Genomic DNA, 16,192 nt, shown 5'->3' on the forward strand with positions numbered 1-16,192 from the left:
CCCGCGTCGGACAACGCATCCTGGCCCTGACCGCCGCCATCTGGCACAACCGGGCCAACACCACAGCCCTGACCAGGTCACTCATCGCCTACGACCACTGACCAGCACTTCGGACTTACTCGTCTAGGGGGTGTCCTCGCCCTGGGCGGCCGCCGGGTCCATCCAGAAGACCTCCCAGTGGTGGCCGTCCAGGTCGGTGAAGGAGCGGCCGTACATGAAGTCCATCAGCAGCGGTTCCTTCGCCGGGCCGCCGCCGGCGGCGAGGGCGGCGTCGGCCAGCCGGTCGACCTCCGCCCGGCTCCCGGCGCTCAGCGTGACCAGGACCTCGGTGGTCTTGGTCGCGTCGGAGATCTCCTTGCCGGGCGCCATGAAGGACGCGAACTTGGGCTCTTCGAGGAGCATGGCGAAGATCGTGTCGCTGATGACCACACAGGCGGTGGTCTCGTCGCTGAAGTGCGGGTTCGAGGAGAAGCCGATCTTCGAGAAGAAGAGCCTGCTCGCCTCGACGTTCTTGACGGGCAGGTTCACGAAGATCATCTGCGGGGCCATGGCGCGCTCTCTTCCGTCGTGCGGTGCTGTCGAGAGGTAGGACGGGCCCGCCCCTCGGAACTCATCGCTCTCCGGAGCATTCTTTTCGCTCAGGCGACCGACCGCAGCTCAAGGGCCGCCAGCGGTACGAACCCGCCGCCCCCGCCGCCCGTCGCCGCTCCCGGCCCGGCCAGCCGCCCCAGCATCGCGACGGCGATCCGCTCCCCCTGCGCCTTCGCCCGCTCGGCCCGCGGCCCCTGGTGCAGCCCGTCCACCGTCGCGTGCCACAGCTGCACCCAGCGTCCGAAGTGCGCCGCCGTCAGCGGCCGCGCCGAGTGCAGCGCCGCGTGCGGGGCGAACGCGTCCCGCCCGTACTCCGCGCTCCGCAGCAGCGCCCGCTCCCAGAAGTCGCCGATCCTCGGCAGATGGACCTCCAGGTCCGTGCCCGCGATCTCGGTGAAGAACGGCCCGATGAGCGGGTCGGCGAAGGCGGCGCCGTAGAAACGGCGCAGCAGTACGTCGATGTCGTGACGGTCGCTGATGTCCCGGGTGGCACGCATGTCCTCCAGTGTCCCCCGCCCGCCGCCGCTGCCCCAGTGCCGAAGGTCCGCCCGCCGCCGAAGGGCCCGCCCGGCGCCCGCCGATGTCGTACGCCGCTCCCGGCCGGCGCCCGCCGATGTCGTACGTCGCTCCCGCCCGCCGCCGCTCCCCCAGTCCCGAAGATCCCGCCCGCCGCCGAAGGGCCCGGCGCCCGCCGCCTCCGCTTCATCGCGTGTTGCGGCCCCGGCCATGCGGCGCTCCTAGGTTCCGGAAGCGCGCGACCCCGTCGCCGACCGGTATGGCGGGGCGGATCACCATCCTTCTCGGGAGTGAGACGTGGAGCGACGCAGTTTCCTGCGCGGAGCGGTCATCGGCACGTCGGCGGCGGCCTTCGGCGGCAGCCTGTGGCAGAGCGCGGCGTTCGCCGCACCGGCCCAGCCGGGAGCGGGCCCGTACGGGGCGCTCGGCGCGGCGGACGCGAACGGCATCCAGCTGCCGGCCGGGTTCACCAGCCGGGTGATCGCGCGGTCCGGCCAGACCGTGACCGGCACCTCGTACGCCTGGCACAACGCCCCCGACGGCGGCGCCTGCTTCGCCGACGGCACCGGGTGGATCTACGTCTCGAACTCGGAGATCAACCCGAGCGGCGGCGCCAGTGCGGTGAGGTTCGACTCGGCGGGCGCGATCACCGGCGCGTACCGCATCCTCTCCGGCACCCGGCAGAACTGCGCCGGCGGCAAGACCCCGTGGAACACCTGGCTGTCCTGCGAGGAGGTGTCGCTCGGGTACGTCTACGAGACGAACCCGTGGGGCGGCACCGCGACCCGCCGGGACGCGATGGGCCGGTTCAAGCACGAGGCGGCGGCGGCCGACCCGGTGCGCCAGGCGGTCTACCTGACCGAGGACGAGTCGGACGGCTGCTTCTACCGGTTCATCCCCACCACCTGGGGCAACCTGTCCTCCGGCACGCTCCAGGTCTTCAAGGCGGGCACGGCCACGTCGGGCACCTTCACCTGGCAGAACGTCCCGGACCCGGACGGCTCGCCGACCACCACCCGCAACCAGGTCACGGGCGCCAAGCGCTTCAACGGCGGCGAGGGCTGCCACTACGCCGACGACACCGTGTGGTTCACCACCAAGGGCGACAACCGCGTCTGGCAGGTGAACCTCGCCGCCGGCACGTACGAGCTGGCCTACGACGACTCACTGGTGGTCGGCGGCGGCGCCCCGCTGACCGGCGTCGACAACATCACCGGCTCGTCCTCCGGCGACCTGTACGTCGCCGAGGACGGCGGCAGCATGGAGATCTGCCTGATCACGCCGGACGACGTCGTGGCGCCGTTCCTGCGGATCACCGGCCAGTCCGCGTCCGAGATCACCGGACCGGCCTTCTCCCCCGACGGCACGCGGCTGTACTTCTCCAGCCAGCGCGGCACCAGCGGCAGCTCGTCGGGCGGCATCACCTACGAGGTGAAGGGCCCGTTCCGGGCGTAGGCACCCGTGTAGCACCGCAGGTCGACCGTCCGCTGGGCGCCGCCGAGGAGGGCGGCGCCCAGTGGCGTCAGGGTGTGCAGGACCGCGTTGCCGTTGCGGAGGGTCGCGATGAGCCCGGCCTCCCGCAGGACGCCCGCGTGCTGGCTCGCCGAGGCGAGGGAGACGCCGGCCCGTCGGGCCAGCTCGCTCGTCGTCCCGCCGTCGCCGATGGCGTGCAGGACCGCCGAGCGGGTCTGGCCGACCAGCTTGGCGAGCGAGGAGCCGCCGGGCGCACGGACGGTCGGCGCCTCGCCGTGGGTGACGGGGTACACGAGGACGGGCGGCAGCGCGGGGTCGCGCAGCACGACCGGGGTCCCCCGGCAGAAGTACGAGGGCTGGAGCAGCAGCCCCCGGCCGTCGAGGTGGACGTCCCGGTCGACCGGGTAGTCGGCCTCCAGGACGGGCGCGCGCCAGCGCAGCATCGGCGGCAGCGAGGCGAGGAGTTCGTCGGCCCCGCCGTCGAGCAGCGCCCTCCCGCGCCGGGCCCGATCGGCCTCGACCTGGGCGCGGATGTGCGGCCAGTAGGGCTCCACGGCGGCGCGGTGGTAGCCGCGCAGCGCGCCGACGAGCCGGTCGAAGGGCTCCGCGCCTCCGTCGGCGAGGGCGCGCAGCGAGTGGGGCACGGTCCGCCCGCCGGAGCGGTCGGCGGCGAGCAGGGAGAGCTCGTCGCGGAGCCGTCCGGTGTCGGTCGCGCGGATCGCCTGGAGGCCTTCGTCGAGGCCGTGGACGCCCTCGGCGGGCGTCAGAAAGTCCGGAAAATAGCCGCGGCTGGGCACCAGCGCGGCGAGGAGCCGGGTCTCACCGCCGAGCCTCATCCGGGTTTCCGAGCGCCATTCCCCGTAGACCACGGGTCCGCGCCGGTCTCTTAAACGGTGAAAGCTGAGAATCGTTTCCCACAGAACATCGGGCCGGGCAGCGGTCCTCACCCCCGCCAAGTCGTTTCCGGTGAAATGAATCCGCAGCATGACGTCCCCACCTGTGCACTCGCAACCACCCCCGACAACGAGTATGCACAGCATCACTGCACGTTACCAGGGTGTTTCAGCCACAGTTGAAAGGCATCGCGGGGATCAGGGGGGAACCGAAAAGCTGTACGGGTCGGGCAGGAAACCTTCAGGACCGAGGTGACGTGGCGAAGACCGTGGGGGGCTTTGCGCGTCTGGCGGCGGTCGGCGAGGGTTGCGGCTCACCTGCCCGGCATCGGTAAAGGGCGCGGCCTCCGGGTGGGGATCCGGAGGTCGCGCCCGAACCGTTCTTTGCGGCGAGGAACAGAAAAGTTCAATAGCCAATAATTCAATCAGCCGCAATTGAACAGGAACTCACATCCGATCGACGGCCGTGCAAAATGAGCGGGACGAAAGACGACGGGACGGACACCTCCGCACAAAGGTGTCCGTCCCGTCTCTGTGATTCCGGAACCGCCGCCCGCCGGTGAGGGTGGGTGAATGACCGGCGGTGGCCCCGGTGGTTCACCGGTTTCCGCTGCTGAACCGGGGTTCAGGAGGGCCCGACCGCCACTCCTGAACCCCGGTTCAGCAGGACTCGGTGGCCGCTGCTGAACCTCCGTTCAGCACGGCTCAGCGGCTGTCGCTGCCCTTCGACTCGGCGGCCGCGCGGCCCGCCTCCAGGCGCGCCACCGGGATCCGGAAGGGCGAGCAGGAGACGTAGTCGAGGCCGACCTCGTGGAAGAAGTGCACCGACTCCGGGTCGCCGCCGTGCTCGCCGCAGACACCGAGCTTGATGTCGGGGCGGGTGGCCCGGCCGGCCTGCACGGCGCTGCGCACGAGGGCGCCGACGCCGTCCTTGTCGATGGTCTCGAAGGGGCTGACGCCGAAGATGCCCTTCTCCAGGTACGCGGTGAAGAACGAGGCCTCCACGTCGTCGCGGGAGAAGCCCCAGACCGTCTGCGTCAGGTCGTTGGTGCCGAAGGAGAAGAACTCCGCGGCCTCGGCGATCTGGCCGGCGGTCACGGCGGCGCGCGGCAGCTCGATCATGGTGCCGAGCGCGAGCTTCAGGTCGACGCCGGTCTGCGCCCGGACCTCGGCGATGACCTGCTCGGCCTCCTCGCGGACGATCTCCAGCTCCTGGACGGTGCCGACGAGCGGGATCATGATCTCCGCGCGCGGGTCGCCCTTGGCGTCGATGCGGTGGGCCGCGGCCTCGGCGATCGCCCGGACCTGCATGGTGAACAGGCCGGGGATGACCAGGCCGAGACGGACACCGCGCAGACCCAGCATCGGGTTCTGCTCGTGCAGGCGGTGCACCGCCTGGAGGAGGCGCAGGTCGTTCTCGTGCGGCTCCTTGCGGGACTCGGCGAGGGCCACGCGCACCGACAGCTCGGTGATGTCGGGCAGGAACTCGTGCAGCGGCGGGTCGAGCAGGCGGACCGTGACGGGCAGTCCGTCCATGGCCTCGAAGAGCTCGATGAAGTCCTGCTTCTGCAGCGGCAGGAGCGCCTTCAGCGACTCCTCGCGCTCGGCGTCCGTGTCGGCCAGGATGAGGCGCTCGACGTACTGGCGGCGCTCGCCGAGGAACATGTGCTCGGTGCGGCACAGGCCGATGCCCTGGGCGCCGAAGCGGCGGGCGCGCGAGGCGTCCTCGGCGTTGTCGGCGTTGGCGCGGACGCGGAGGCGGCGGACGCGGTCGGCGTAGGCCATGATCCGGTGCACGGCGGCGACGAGCTCGTCGGCGTCGTCGGCGCCGGCGTGCATGCGGCCCTCGAAGTACTCGACGACCGGGGACGGTACGACGGGTACCTCACCGATGTAGACCTTGCCGGTGGAGCCGTCGATGGAGACGACGTCGCCCTCCTCGACGACCTGGCCGTCGGCCGTGGTCATCCGGCGGCGCTTGGTGTCGACCTCGAGCTCCTCGGCGCCGCAGACACAGGTCTTGCCCATGCCGCGGGCGACGACGGCGGCGTGCGAGGTCTTGCCGCCGCGGGAGGTGAGGATGCCCTCGGCGGCGATCATGCCGTCCAGGTCGTCCGGGTTGGTCTCGCGGCGGATCAGGATGACCTTCTCGCCGGAGCGGGACCACTTCACCGCGGTGTACGAGTCGAAGACGGCCTTGCCGACGGCCGCGCCCGGGGAGGCGGCGATGCCGCGCCCGATCTGCTCGACCTTGGCGTCCTCGTCGAACTTGGGGAACATCAGCTGGGCGAGCTGGGCGCCGGTGACGCGCTGGAGCGCCTCGGCCTCGTCGATCAGGCCCTGGTCCACGAGCTGGGTGGCGATGCGGAAGGCGGCACCGGCGGTGCGCTTGCCGACGCGGGTCTGGAGCATCCAGAGCTGGCCGCGCTCGATGGTGAACTCGATGTCGCAGAGATCCTTGTAGTGGGTCTCCAGGGTGCTCATGATGTGCATGAGCTGGTCGTACGACGTCTTGTCGATCGACTCGAGGTCGGCCAGCGGCACGGTGTTGCGGATGCCGGCGACGACGTCCTCGCCCTGCGCGTTCTGGAGGTAGTCGCCGTAGACGCCGGCGTGGCCGGAGGCGGGGTCGCGGGTGAAGGCGACGCCGGTGCCGGAGTCGGGGCCGAGGTTGCCGAAGACCATCGAGCAGACGTTGACGGCGGTGCCGAGGTCGCCCGGGATGCGCTCCTGGCGGCGGTACAGCTTGGCGCGGTCCGTGTTCCAGGAGTTGAAGACGGCCTCGATGGCGAGGTCCATCTGCTCGCGCGCGTCCTGGGGGAAGTCGCGGCCGGTCTGGGCCTTCACGATCTTCTTGAAGTGCTTGACGACCTTCTTGAGGTCGGCGGCGTCCAGGTCGGTGTCGCTGGCGACCTTCTTCGCGGCCTTGGCCTCGTCGAGGGCCTCCTCGAAGAGCTCGCCGTCGACGCCGAGGACGGTCTTGCCGAACATCTGGATGAGCCGGCGGTACGAGTCCCACGCGAAGCGCTCGTTGTCGGCCTGGCGGGCGAGGCCGGCCACGGACGCGTCGGAGAGGCCGATGTTGAGGACGGTGTCCATCATGCCGGGCATGGAGAACTTCGCGCCCGAGCGGACGGAGACCAGCAGCGGGTCGTCCGCCTGGCCGAGCTTCTTGCCCATCTGCTGCTCGAGGGCGTCGAGGTGGGCGGACACCTCGTCGCGGAGCTCCACCGGCTCCGAGCCGCTCTCGAGGTAGACCTTGCACGCCTCGGTGGTGATCGTGAAGCCCGGAGGCACCGGAAGGCCGAGGTTGGTCATCTCGGCGAGGTTGGCGCCCTTGCCACCGAGCAGGTCCTTCAGGTCCCTGTTGCCCTCGGTGAAGTCGTACACGAACTTCTGATCAATGTTTCCCGACACGGGTCTCGACTCCTCGACGACTCGGTTGGCTGCCCTGACGGCGAGGAACATACCCAGATCGAAGGCTTCTGGGGAGGTACGCCTAGCGGACACCCGGTCTTAACCACCCGTCCGCCAGCACTTCGAAAGTTACCGAGTAAAACATTCCGCTTTCACCGCCCGAAGGCTGCACGGGCCAAAGCCTGGGGAATCACGCTCACATGAGCATCGAATCGACCATTTGCGTTCAAGTCTTGAACGCAAAAGGGGTGGCACCCAGTGCCACCCCTTCAGGCGGTGCAGCCGCCCGTAACATGCTCATGTGAGCGCCACCCCCCTCAGGGGTGGCGAGGATCACTCCCCAAGAAAGGCCGGATCTCAGCCGCCGGACGTGTCCAGCTCAGCGTCCTCGCTCACTCCCGCGCAGTCGTACGGGTCCTTCAACCAGCCGTCCGGCAGGACGACTCGGTTGTTTCCGGACGTACGACCCCGAGGACCGTCCGCACCCACCGGCCACGGCTGGTCCAGGTCGAGCTCGCTCAACTGAGCGCGCAGTTCGTCCAGGGACGAGGTGATGGCGAGGCTCTTGCGCATCTCGGAACCCACCGCGAAGCCCTTCAGGTACCAGGCCACATGCTTGCGGAAGTCGATGACACCGCGTGCCTCGTCGCCCAGCCACTCGCCGAGCAGTCGCGCGTGCTTCACCATCGCGTCCGCGACCACGCGCAGACCCGGCTGCGCGCTGTATCCCTCAGCGGCTCCGCCGGGGGCGCCGGTGCCCTCGAAGGCCGCCACGAGGTCAGCGAAGAGCCACGGGCGGCCCAGGCAGCCGCGCCCCACGACGACGCCGTCGCAGCCCGTCTCCCGCATCATCCGCAGCGCGTCGTCCGCCGACCAGATGTCGCCGTTGCCGAGCACCGGGATCTCGGGCACGTGCTCCTTGAGGCGCGCGATGGCGTCCCAGTCCGCGGTGCCGCCGTAGTGCTGGGCCGCCGTCCGCCCGTGCAGGGCGATCGCCGTGACGCCCTCCTCGACCGCGATGCGGCCGGCGTCGAGGTACGTGATGTGGTCGTCGTCGATGCCCTTGCGCATCTTCATCGTGACCGGCAGGTCGCCCGCGTTGGTCACGGCCTCGTGCAGGATCGCCCGCAGCAGCGGACGCTTGTACGGGAGGGCCGAGCCGCCGCCCTTCCGCGTCACCTTGGGGACCGGGCAGCCGAAGTTCAGGTCGATGTGGTCGGCGAGGTCCTCGTCGACGATCATCCGCACGGCCTTGCCGACCGTCACCGGGTCCACCCCGTACAGCTGGATGGAGCGCGGCTTCTCGGTCTCGTCGAACCGGATGAGCTGCATCGTCTTCTCGTTGCGCTCGACCAGGGCGCGCGTCGTGATCATCTCGCTCACGAACAGCCCCTTGCCGCCGCTGAACTCGCGGCAGAGGGTACGGAAGGGGGCGTTGGTGATGCCGGCCATGGGGGCGAGCACCACCGGCGGCTGCACGATGTGCGGCCCGATGGCGAGAGGGGTGAACGCGGTCATGCGCCCCATTGTCGCGCACCCCGGAGGGCCTCGGTCAGCCGTACGATCCGCGCATGGCGGAGCTCACAGCCGGGGGGACGCTCCGACCGGCACCGGGCCCGCGTCCGCCGCGTGCTCCCGCCCGCGGGTGACCACGTCCAGGAGGCGGGCGGTCCCCGCACGGGTCTCGGCGTCCACGGGGACGTACGCGACGAGGTGGGGGCCGGAGTTCGGGCCGAGCCAGAGGTTGGTGTGCTCGAACCTGAGGAGGCCGACGTGGGCGTTGTGGATGACCTTGGTGCGGCCGCCCGGCGCGACCACGTCGTGCCGGGCCCAGATCTCCCGGAACTCGGGCGAGGCCGCTTCGAGCCGCTGGACCAGCTCCTTCCAGGCGGGCTCGGCGAGGTGCTCGGCCATGGAGGCGCGGAACTTCCCGGCCAGGATGGGCAGGAGGTCCGGCAGGTCGGTGGCGGCGGCCCGGAAGTCCTCGTTCGTGAACGCCAGCCAGAGCGAGTTGCGGTCCTCGCGCGGCAGCGCGTCCAGGTCGCAGAAGAGGCGCCCGAAGGTCCGGTTGTGGGCGAGGTAGTCGAACCGGCTGTTCTGGACGGCGGCGGGTACGGGCTCCAGCTGCTCCAGGAGCGTCCGCAGCGCGGGCGTGACGGCCGGGGAGGGCGCCCCGGGGTGCGGGTCGGCGTGTCCGGCGAGGGCGAAGAGGTGGCTCCGCTCGGTCGGGTCGAGGAGCAGCGCGGCGGCGAGCGCGTCGAGGACCTGTGGGGAGACCTGGATGTCCCGGGCCTGTTCCAGCCAGGTGTACCAGGTGACGCCGACGGCGGAGAGGTGCGCGACCTCCTCGCGCCGCAGCCCGGGGGTGCGGCGGCGCCTGCCCCGGGGCAGGCCCACCTGCTCGGGGCTGATGCGCTCGCGCCGGCTGCGCAGGAAGGCGGCGAGCTCGTGCCGCCGGGTCTCGGGTGCCGCCGTCATCGCTGTCGTCACGCTTCCAGGGTGCCGGGGCCGTCAGCCCGTTGCCAGGTATTCGTACTACCAGGATAAAGAGACTCTGGTACCAGGCTGAGCGGACGCGGATCGTCTGATGCGTGACTTCGACCCCGGCTTCCGGCCGCACTCCCGCCCCAGGCCTCCCCTCCGGCCCCGCTTCGGCCTCCGCCTCCGGCCCCGCCTCCGGCCGTCCCCCGGCTCCTGCTTCGGCCTCGGCGTCCGCTCGCACCTCCGCCCGGCCCGACGCCCCCGCCTCGACACGTCCCGGCGGGGCCGCGGCGCTCGGCACCCTGGGCCTCTTCACCGTCCTCCTCCGCGCCGCGCTGCCGCTGATCGACTTCTTCATCGTCAACGTCGCCCTGCCGTCCATCGACCACGACCTCGCCGCGGGCCCGGTGATGCTGGAGCTGATCGTGGCCGGGTACGGGCTGCCGTACGCCGTACTGCTCGTGCTCGGCGGGCGGCTCGGCGACCTCTTCGGCCGCCGCAGGCTCTTCATCGTCGGCATGGCCGCCTTCGGCCTGACCTCGCTCGCCTGCGGGCTCGCCCCGGACGCCTGGAGCCTGGTCGGGGCGCGGGTGGCACAGGGTGCCGCGGCGGCGCTGATGCTGCCGCAGGTGCTCGCGACCATCCACGCGGCGACGGAGGGGCCGCGGCGGGCGAAGGCGCTCAGCCTGTACGGGGCGACCGCCGGCCTGTCGATGGCGGGCGGCCAGATCCTGGGCGGGGTGCTCGTCGCGGCGGACCTCGCGGGCTCGGGCTGGCGCGCGGTGTTCCTGGTGAACGTGCCGATCGCCGCGATCGGCCTGCTGCTCGCCGTGCGGACCGTGCCGGAGACCCGCTCGGAGCGGCCTGCGCCGGTGGACGTGGCGGGCACGCTGCTCCTCGGCGCCGCCCTGCTCACCCTGCTCGCCCCGCTGACGGAGGGCAGGGCGGCGGGCTGGCCGCTGTGGACCTGGCTCGCGCTGGGGGCGTTCCCGCTCGTGGCCGCGGGCTTCTGGCGGGTGGAGCGGCGGCTCGACCGCACGGGCGGCACCCCGCTGGTGCCGCCGAGCCTGCTCGGCCTGACGTCGCTGCGGCGCGGCCTCGTGCTCGTGCTGCCGCTGTCGGCGGGCTTCAGCGGCTTCATGTTCGTGATCGCGGTCTCGCTCCAGCAGGGCCTGGGCCTGGGCGCGGTGGCCTCGGGCCTCGCGCTCGTCCCGATGGCGGTGGCGTTCTTCGCGGCGTCACTGGCGGGCCCCCGCCTGATCCGCCGCTGGGGCACGCGGGTGGTGCCGGTGGGCGCCCTGCTCCAGGCGGCCGGTCTCGGCCTGATCGCGGTGACGGCCGGGCGTTCCTGGCCGGATCTGTCGGTGGCGAGCCTGATCCCGGGCATGGCGGTCGCGGGGGTCGGTCAGGGGCTCCAGCTCCCGGTGCTCTTCCGGGTGGTGCTCTCCGACGTCCCGCCGGAGCGGGCGGGCGTGGGCAGCGGCGTGATGGTGACCACCCAGCAGGCGGCGATCACCCTGGGCGTCGCGACCCTCGGCTCCCTGTTCCTGTCGCTCTCCGCGTCGGGTTCGACGGGCACGGCGCTGACGGTGACCCTCCTCATCCAGCTGGCGATGGCGCTCCTGACGGCGGTGCTCGCGCTGCGGCTGCCGAGGTCGGTGAGCTGAGCGGCTCCCCCTCCGCCCCGCATGAATGACAAATATTGAAATCTGTCATCGGTCATGCCATGCTTCTTCTATGACCACGACACAGAACCCCCTCGCCACCCGCTCCCTCGGCACCACCGGCCCGGCCGTCTCCGCCCTGGGCCTCGGCTGCATGGGCATGTCCGCCCTGTACGGCGAGAGCGACCGCGCCGAGTCGATCGCGACGATCCACGCCGCCCTCGACGCCGGGGTGACGCTGCTCGACACGGGCGACTTCTACGGGATGGGCCACAACGAACTGCTGATCAACGAGGCGCTGCGGACCGCGCCGGCCGCCGCCCGCGAGCAGGCGCTGACCAGCGTGAAGTTCGGCGCGCTCCGCACCGTCGAGGGCGGCTTCACCGGGTACGACGGCCGCCCGGCCGCCGTGCGGAACTTCGCGGCGTACTCGCTCCAGCGCCTCGGCACCGACCACATCGACATCTACCGGATCGCCCGCGTCGACCCGGACGTACCGATCGAGGAGACGGTCGGCGCCATCGCCGAACTGGTCGAGCAGGGCCACGTCCGCCACATCGGCCTCTCCGAGGTCGGCGCGGATACCCTGCGCCGTGCGGCGGCCGTCGCCCCGATCGCGGACCTCCAGATCGAGTACTCGCTCCTCTCCCGCGGCATCGAGGACGAGATCCTGCCGACCGCCCGCGAACTGGGCATCGGCGTCACGGCGTACGGCGTCCTCTCCCGCGGCCTGATCAGCGGCCACTTCACCCGCGACCGCGAGCTCGCCGCCGGCGACTTCCGCGGCTTCAGCCCCCGCTTCCAGGGCGAGAACCTCGACCGGAACCTCGACCTGGTGGACCGCCTGCGCGCGGTCGCCGACGCGAAGGGCGCGTCGGTCGCCCAGACCGCCATCGCCTGGGTCCTCGCCCAGGGCGAGGACATCGTCCCCCTCGTCGGCGCCCGCCGCCGCGACCGCCTCACCGAGGCCCTCGGCGCCCTCGACCTCACCCTCGACGCCGCCGACCTGGCCGCCGTCGAAGCGGCCGTCCCCGCGGGCGCCGCCTCCGGCGACCGCTACCCGGCGGCCCAGATGGCCCACCTGGACAGCGAGCACTGACCGGCGTCAGCCGGTCTCCCGCAGCTGACAGGTACTGTCATTCCATGGCCGCCACCGAGACCCTGACCGCCGAGCGCATCCTCGAAGCCACCGAGGAGGTGCTGCGCCGGTACGGCCCCGCGAAGGCGACCGTGGTGGACGTGGCACGGGTGCTGGGGGTCAGCCACGGCAGCGTGTACCGGCACTTCCGCACGAAGGCGGCGCTGCGCGAGGCGGTGACGGAGCGGTGGCTGGAGCGGACGATCGTGGCGCTGCGGCCGTACGCGGAGGCCGGGGAGCGGGCGGACGAGCGGCTGACCGGGTGGCTCACGGCGCTGTTCGCGCTCAAGCGCAGGAAGGCGGGCGGCGATCCGGAGCTGATGGCCACGTTCCAGGTGCTGATCGGCGAGACCAGCGCGGTCGTGGACCGGCACGAGGATCACCTGGTCGAGCAGATCGCCCGCATCCTGGAGGACGGGCACCGCGAGGGCCTGTTCGCGGCCCCCGAGCGGGACGTCACGTCGACGGCCCGCGCGGTCTTCCACGCCACGGACCGCTTCCACAATCCGGCGCACGCGGGCGAGTGGTCGGCGCCGGACGCCGAGGACGCGTTCGCGGCGGTGGTCTCCCTGGTGCAGCGGGCGCTGCGCGCCTGAGGGCCGGAATCCCCGGACCCGTGACCTTTTTGAAGATCATTTGGCTCGGAGTTTCCCCTTCCCTGTCCGGTGCATGACTAGCGTTCCCCCGCACCGCGACCGCAGAAGCACCAGGGGGAACCATGTCCACACCCGCCAAGCCGGCCCGCTCGGGCGGAGCGTCCGCGATCGGCTGGGTCCTCACCATCGGCCTCAACGTCGTCGCGCCGATCCTCACGTACAACACCCTGACCGAGGACCACGGCTGGTCCGAGTTCTCCGCGCTGCTCCTGAGCAGCGCCTGGCCGGTCCTCGACACCGCGATCGTGGCCGCCTGGCGCCGCAAGATCGACGAGTTCGCGGTGGTCACCCTGGTCTTCCTGGTGATCACGGCCGTGGTGTCGCTGGTCGGCGCCCACACCGCCCGCGCGCTCCTGGTCAAGGACTCGTGCGTGACGGGCCTGTTCGGTCTGCTCTGCCTGGCCACCCTGCTCGCGCCGCGCCCGCTGATGTTCTACTTCGGCCGCAAGTTCGCGACCGACGGCACCCCGGAGAGCACGGCCTGGTGGAACGGCATGTGGCAGTACGAGGGCTTCCGCTCCACCATGCGCACGATGACGCTGGTGTGGGGCGTGGCGTACGTCGCCGAGGCGCTCGTCCGGGTCGCCCTGGCGTACGTCCTGGCGACGAAGACCATGGTCACCCTCAGCCCGGTCATGATCTACGGCGTCCTGGGCGCCCTGGGCGTGTGGACGGCCTGGTTCGGCAAGCGCCGGGCGGCCGAGGGCGCCCGGCGCCAGGCCGAGGCCGAGGCCGAGGCGGCGGCCGCCGCTGCCGCGACCGCCTGACACCACGGGAAAGCCCCCGGTTCCGAGTGACGGAACCGGGGGCTTTCGCGTGCGGGCGGGGTGACTCAGCAGCCGAGCAGGCGGCTGCCCAGGTAGCCCTGGATCTGGTCCAGGGAGACGCGCTCCTGCTTCATGGTGTCGCGCTCGCGCACGGTCACCGCGTTGTCGTCGAGGGTGTCGAAGTCGACGGTCACGCAGAACGGGGTGCCGATCTCGTCCTGGCGGCGGTAGCGGCGGCCGATGGCGCCGGCGTCGTCGAACTCGATGTTCCAGTTCTGGCGCAGGTCGGCCGCGAGGCCCTTGGCCTTCGGGGAGAGCTGCGCGTTCCGCGAGAGCGGCAGGACGGCGACCTTGACCGGCGACAGGCGCGGGTCGAGGCGCAGCACGGTGCGCTTCTCCATGACGCCCTTGGCGTTGGGGGCCTCGTCCTCGATGTACGCGTCGAGCAGGAACGCAAGCAGCGTGCGGCCGAGGCCGGCCGCGGGCTCGATGACGTACGGCGTCCAGCGCTCGCCGGCCTCCTGGTCGAAGAACGACAGGTCGGTGCCGGAGGCCTGGGAGTGGGCCTTCAGGTCGTAGTCGGTGCGGTTGGCGACGCCCTCGAGCTCGCCCCACTCGCTGCCGCCGAACGAGAAGCGGTACTCGATGTCGGCGGTGCGCTTCGAGTAGTGGGAGAGCTTCTCCTTCGGGTGCTCGAACCAGCGCATGTTCTCCTCACGGAGACCCAGGCCGGTGTACCAGTTCCAGCGCTGCTGCATCCAGTACTCCTGCCACTCCTCGTCCTCACCCGGCTTGACGAAGAACTCCATCTCCATCTGCTCGAACTCGCGGGTGCGGAAGATGAAGTTGCCCGGAGTGATCTCGTTCCGGAAGGACTTGCCCATCTGCGCGATGCCGAACGGCGGCTTCTTGCGCGAGGTCAGGTGCACCTGGGCGAAGTTGGTGAAGATGCCCTGGGCGGTCTCGGGGCGCAGGTAGGCGACCGAGCCGGAGTCCTGGGTCGGGCCGAGGTGCGTGGAGAGCATGCCCGAGAACTGCTTGGGCTCGGTGAAGGTGCCCTTGTTGCCGCAGTTGGGGCAGTTGAGGTCGGTGAGGCCGTTCTCGGGGAGGCGGCCGTGCTTCGCCTCGTACGCCTCCTCCAGGTGGTCCGCGCGGTAGCGCTTGTGGCAGGAGGTGCACTCGGTCAGCGGGTCCGTGAAGGTGGCGACGTGACCGGAGGCCTCCCAGACCTCGGGGGCCAGGATGACCGACGAGTCGATGCCGACGACGTCCTCGCGCGAGGTGACCATGTAACGCCACCACTGGCGCTTGATGTTCTCCTTCAGCTCGACACCCAGCGGCCCGTAGTCCCAGGCGGCACGCTGACCGCCATAGATCTCGCTGCACGGGTAGACGAAGCCACGGCGCTTGCTCAGGCTGACGATGGTGTCGATCTTGTCGGCGGCCACGGTGCTCTCTTCATTACGACGACGAAGTGCGAATGCCTCAGGTTACCGGCGCCCGCACCCCCCGTATCAAATCGGTTCGGCTGCCAGGGCCCGCCGGTCGCGCGTGGGAGGGGTCACGCGAAGGGCAATTGACAACCGTTTCCATTTTTGTTGAAAATGAGTGTCATGAACGTACGTCGCCTCATACCCAGCACCGCCCTCGCCGGAGCCGTCGCGCTCGGGCTCGTCACCCTCTCCGCGTGCGCCGGCACGTCCGACGCGGCGGACAAGGGGAGCGCCGGAAAGCTGGACGTCGTGGCGTCGTTCTACCCGATGCAGTACCTGGCGGAGCAGATCGGCGGCGGGCACGTCGCCGTGAACACGCTGACGAAGCCGGGCGTCGAGCCGCACGACCTGGAGCTCAAGCCGCGGCAGATCGGCGAGCTCGGCGAGGCCGACGTCGTCCTCTACCTCAAGGGCATCCAGCCCGCCGTCGACGAGGCGATAGCCCAGGCCGGCGTGAAGCACACGGTCGACGCCGCCACCCTCACCGCGCTCGAGGAGCACGGCACCGGGGCCGGCCACGACCACGCGGGCGAGGAGGCCGGGCACGACCACGGCTCCGAGGCCGGCGCCGACCCCCACATCTGGCTCGACCCCGTGAAGTACGCCGAGGTCGCCAAGGGCGTCGGCAGCGCACTGGAGAAGGCCGACCCGGCCCACGCGGCCGACTACGCGAAGAACACCGACGCCCTGGTGAAGAAGCTCGGCGCCCTGGACACCGAGTTCGAGACGGGCCTGAGGAACACCGCCACCAGGACCTTCATCACCACCCACTCCGCCTTCGGCTACCTCGCCGAGCGGTACGGCCTGGAGCAGGAGGGCATCACCGGCATCGACCCCGAGTCCGAGCCGAGCCCCGCCCGCATCAAGGAACTCCAGGACATCGCGGAGAAGGACAAGGTCTCCACCGTCTTCTTCGAGACCCTCGCGAGCGACAAGACCGCCAAGACCCTCGCCGGCGACACCGGTCTCACGACCGACGTGCTCGACCCGCTGGAGGGAATCACGGACAAGTCCAAGGGCGATGACTACATCGAGGTCATGCGGTCCAACCTCGCCGCGCTGAAGAAGGCACTCGGCGCCAAGTGACCACGGCAGCACAGCAG

Annotated in this window: 13 protein-coding genes and 1 pseudogene; 7 read left to right on the forward strand and 7 right to left on the reverse strand. The window is 71.1% G+C overall.

The genetic code is table 11. From position 1 onward, the window contains the following. Positions 1-101, forward strand: a pseudogene (locus MRBLMG1_RS37450) (IS982 family transposase); the annotation flags it as partial. A gap of 22 nt (positions 102-123) precedes the next feature. Here the strand turns inward: MRBLMG1_RS37450 and MRBLMG1_RS16355 are convergent. Further along, complete coding sequence (locus tag MRBLMG1_RS16355; protein ID WP_367824744.1) at positions 124-549, reverse strand: VOC family protein; 426 nt, start codon at positions 547-549, stop codon at positions 124-126. Positions 550-638: 89 nt separating this feature from the next. Continuing rightward, entirely contained in the window at positions 639-1,088 is a 450-nt protein-coding gene (locus MRBLMG1_RS16360; protein ID WP_367824745.1) for a group III truncated hemoglobin, read from the reverse strand. A 316-nt stretch (positions 1,089-1,404) separates the two neighbouring features. Between MRBLMG1_RS16360 and MRBLMG1_RS16365 the strand changes: the two genes are divergently transcribed. Next, positions 1,405-2,562, forward strand: a complete 1,158-nt coding sequence (locus MRBLMG1_RS16365) for an alkaline phosphatase PhoX (protein ID WP_367824746.1) — start codon at positions 1,405-1,407, stop codon at positions 2,560-2,562. Here the strand turns inward: MRBLMG1_RS16365 and MRBLMG1_RS16370 are convergent. From MRBLMG1_RS16370 to MRBLMG1_RS16385, 4 genes are all read right to left on the reverse strand, one after another. Continuing rightward, positions 2,532-3,566, reverse strand: coding sequence for an ArsR/SmtB family transcription factor (locus tag MRBLMG1_RS16370; protein WP_367824747.1), 1,035 nt, complete (start codon positions 3,564-3,566; stop codon positions 2,532-2,534). The two genes, MRBLMG1_RS16365 and MRBLMG1_RS16370, sit on opposite strands and share 31 nt — an antisense overlap. 612 nt (positions 3,567-4,178) lie before the next feature. Further along, positions 4,179-6,890, reverse strand: coding sequence for a pyruvate, phosphate dikinase (ppdK, locus tag MRBLMG1_RS16375; protein WP_367824748.1), 2,712 nt, complete (start codon positions 6,888-6,890; stop codon positions 4,179-4,181). Between the two features lie 357 nt (positions 6,891-7,247). Continuing rightward, on the reverse strand, positions 7,248-8,408 hold the full coding sequence (gene dusB / locus MRBLMG1_RS16380; protein ID WP_367824749.1) for a tRNA dihydrouridine synthase DusB: 1,161 nt from the start codon (positions 8,406-8,408) through the stop codon (positions 7,248-7,250). Between the two features lie 63 nt (positions 8,409-8,471). Continuing rightward, positions 8,472-9,368, reverse strand: a complete 897-nt coding sequence (locus MRBLMG1_RS16385; protein WP_367824836.1) for a helix-turn-helix domain-containing protein — start codon at positions 9,366-9,368, stop codon at positions 8,472-8,474. Positions 9,369-9,481: 113 nt separating this feature from the next. On the opposite strand from MRBLMG1_RS16385, the gene MRBLMG1_RS16390 reads away from it, so the two are divergent. From MRBLMG1_RS16390 to MRBLMG1_RS16405, 4 genes are all read left to right on the forward strand, one after another. After that, a complete protein-coding gene (locus MRBLMG1_RS16390) occupies positions 9,482-11,038 on the forward strand; it encodes an MFS transporter (RefSeq protein ID WP_414721591.1) in 1,557 nt (518 codons plus the stop codon). A 70-nt stretch (positions 11,039-11,108) separates the two neighbouring features. Continuing rightward, complete coding sequence (locus tag MRBLMG1_RS16395; protein WP_367824750.1) at positions 11,109-12,134, forward strand: aldo/keto reductase; 1,026 nt, start codon at positions 11,109-11,111, stop codon at positions 12,132-12,134. Positions 12,135-12,178: 44 nt separating this feature from the next. Beyond that, positions 12,179-12,769, forward strand: a complete 591-nt coding sequence (locus MRBLMG1_RS16400; RefSeq protein ID WP_367824751.1) for a TetR/AcrR family transcriptional regulator — start codon at positions 12,179-12,181, stop codon at positions 12,767-12,769. A gap of 122 nt (positions 12,770-12,891) precedes the next feature. Then, positions 12,892-13,596: a VC0807 family protein gene (locus MRBLMG1_RS16405; RefSeq protein WP_367824752.1), complete on the forward strand. Its 705-nt coding sequence runs from the start codon at positions 12,892-12,894 to the stop codon at positions 13,594-13,596. A 65-nt stretch (positions 13,597-13,661) separates the two neighbouring features. On the opposite strand, the gene MRBLMG1_RS16410 is transcribed toward MRBLMG1_RS16405, so the two are convergent. Next, a complete protein-coding gene (locus tag MRBLMG1_RS16410; protein ID WP_367824753.1) occupies positions 13,662-15,044 on the reverse strand; it encodes a glycine--tRNA ligase in 1,383 nt (460 codons plus the stop codon). A 165-nt stretch (positions 15,045-15,209) separates the two neighbouring features. Between MRBLMG1_RS16410 and MRBLMG1_RS16415 the strand changes: the two genes are divergently transcribed. Continuing rightward, positions 15,210-16,175 (forward strand): metal ABC transporter substrate-binding protein, encoded by a 966-nt coding sequence (locus MRBLMG1_RS16415; protein ID WP_367824754.1) that lies wholly within the window; start codon positions 15,210-15,212, stop codon positions 16,173-16,175. Positions 16,176-16,192: the final 17 nt, after the last annotated feature.

Origin of the sequence: Streptomyces sp. LMG1-1-1.1, from assembly GCF_040815545.1 — a bacterium.
In the GTDB taxonomy this organism is placed as follows: Bacteria; Actinomycetota; Actinomycetes; order Streptomycetales; family Streptomycetaceae; genus Streptomyces.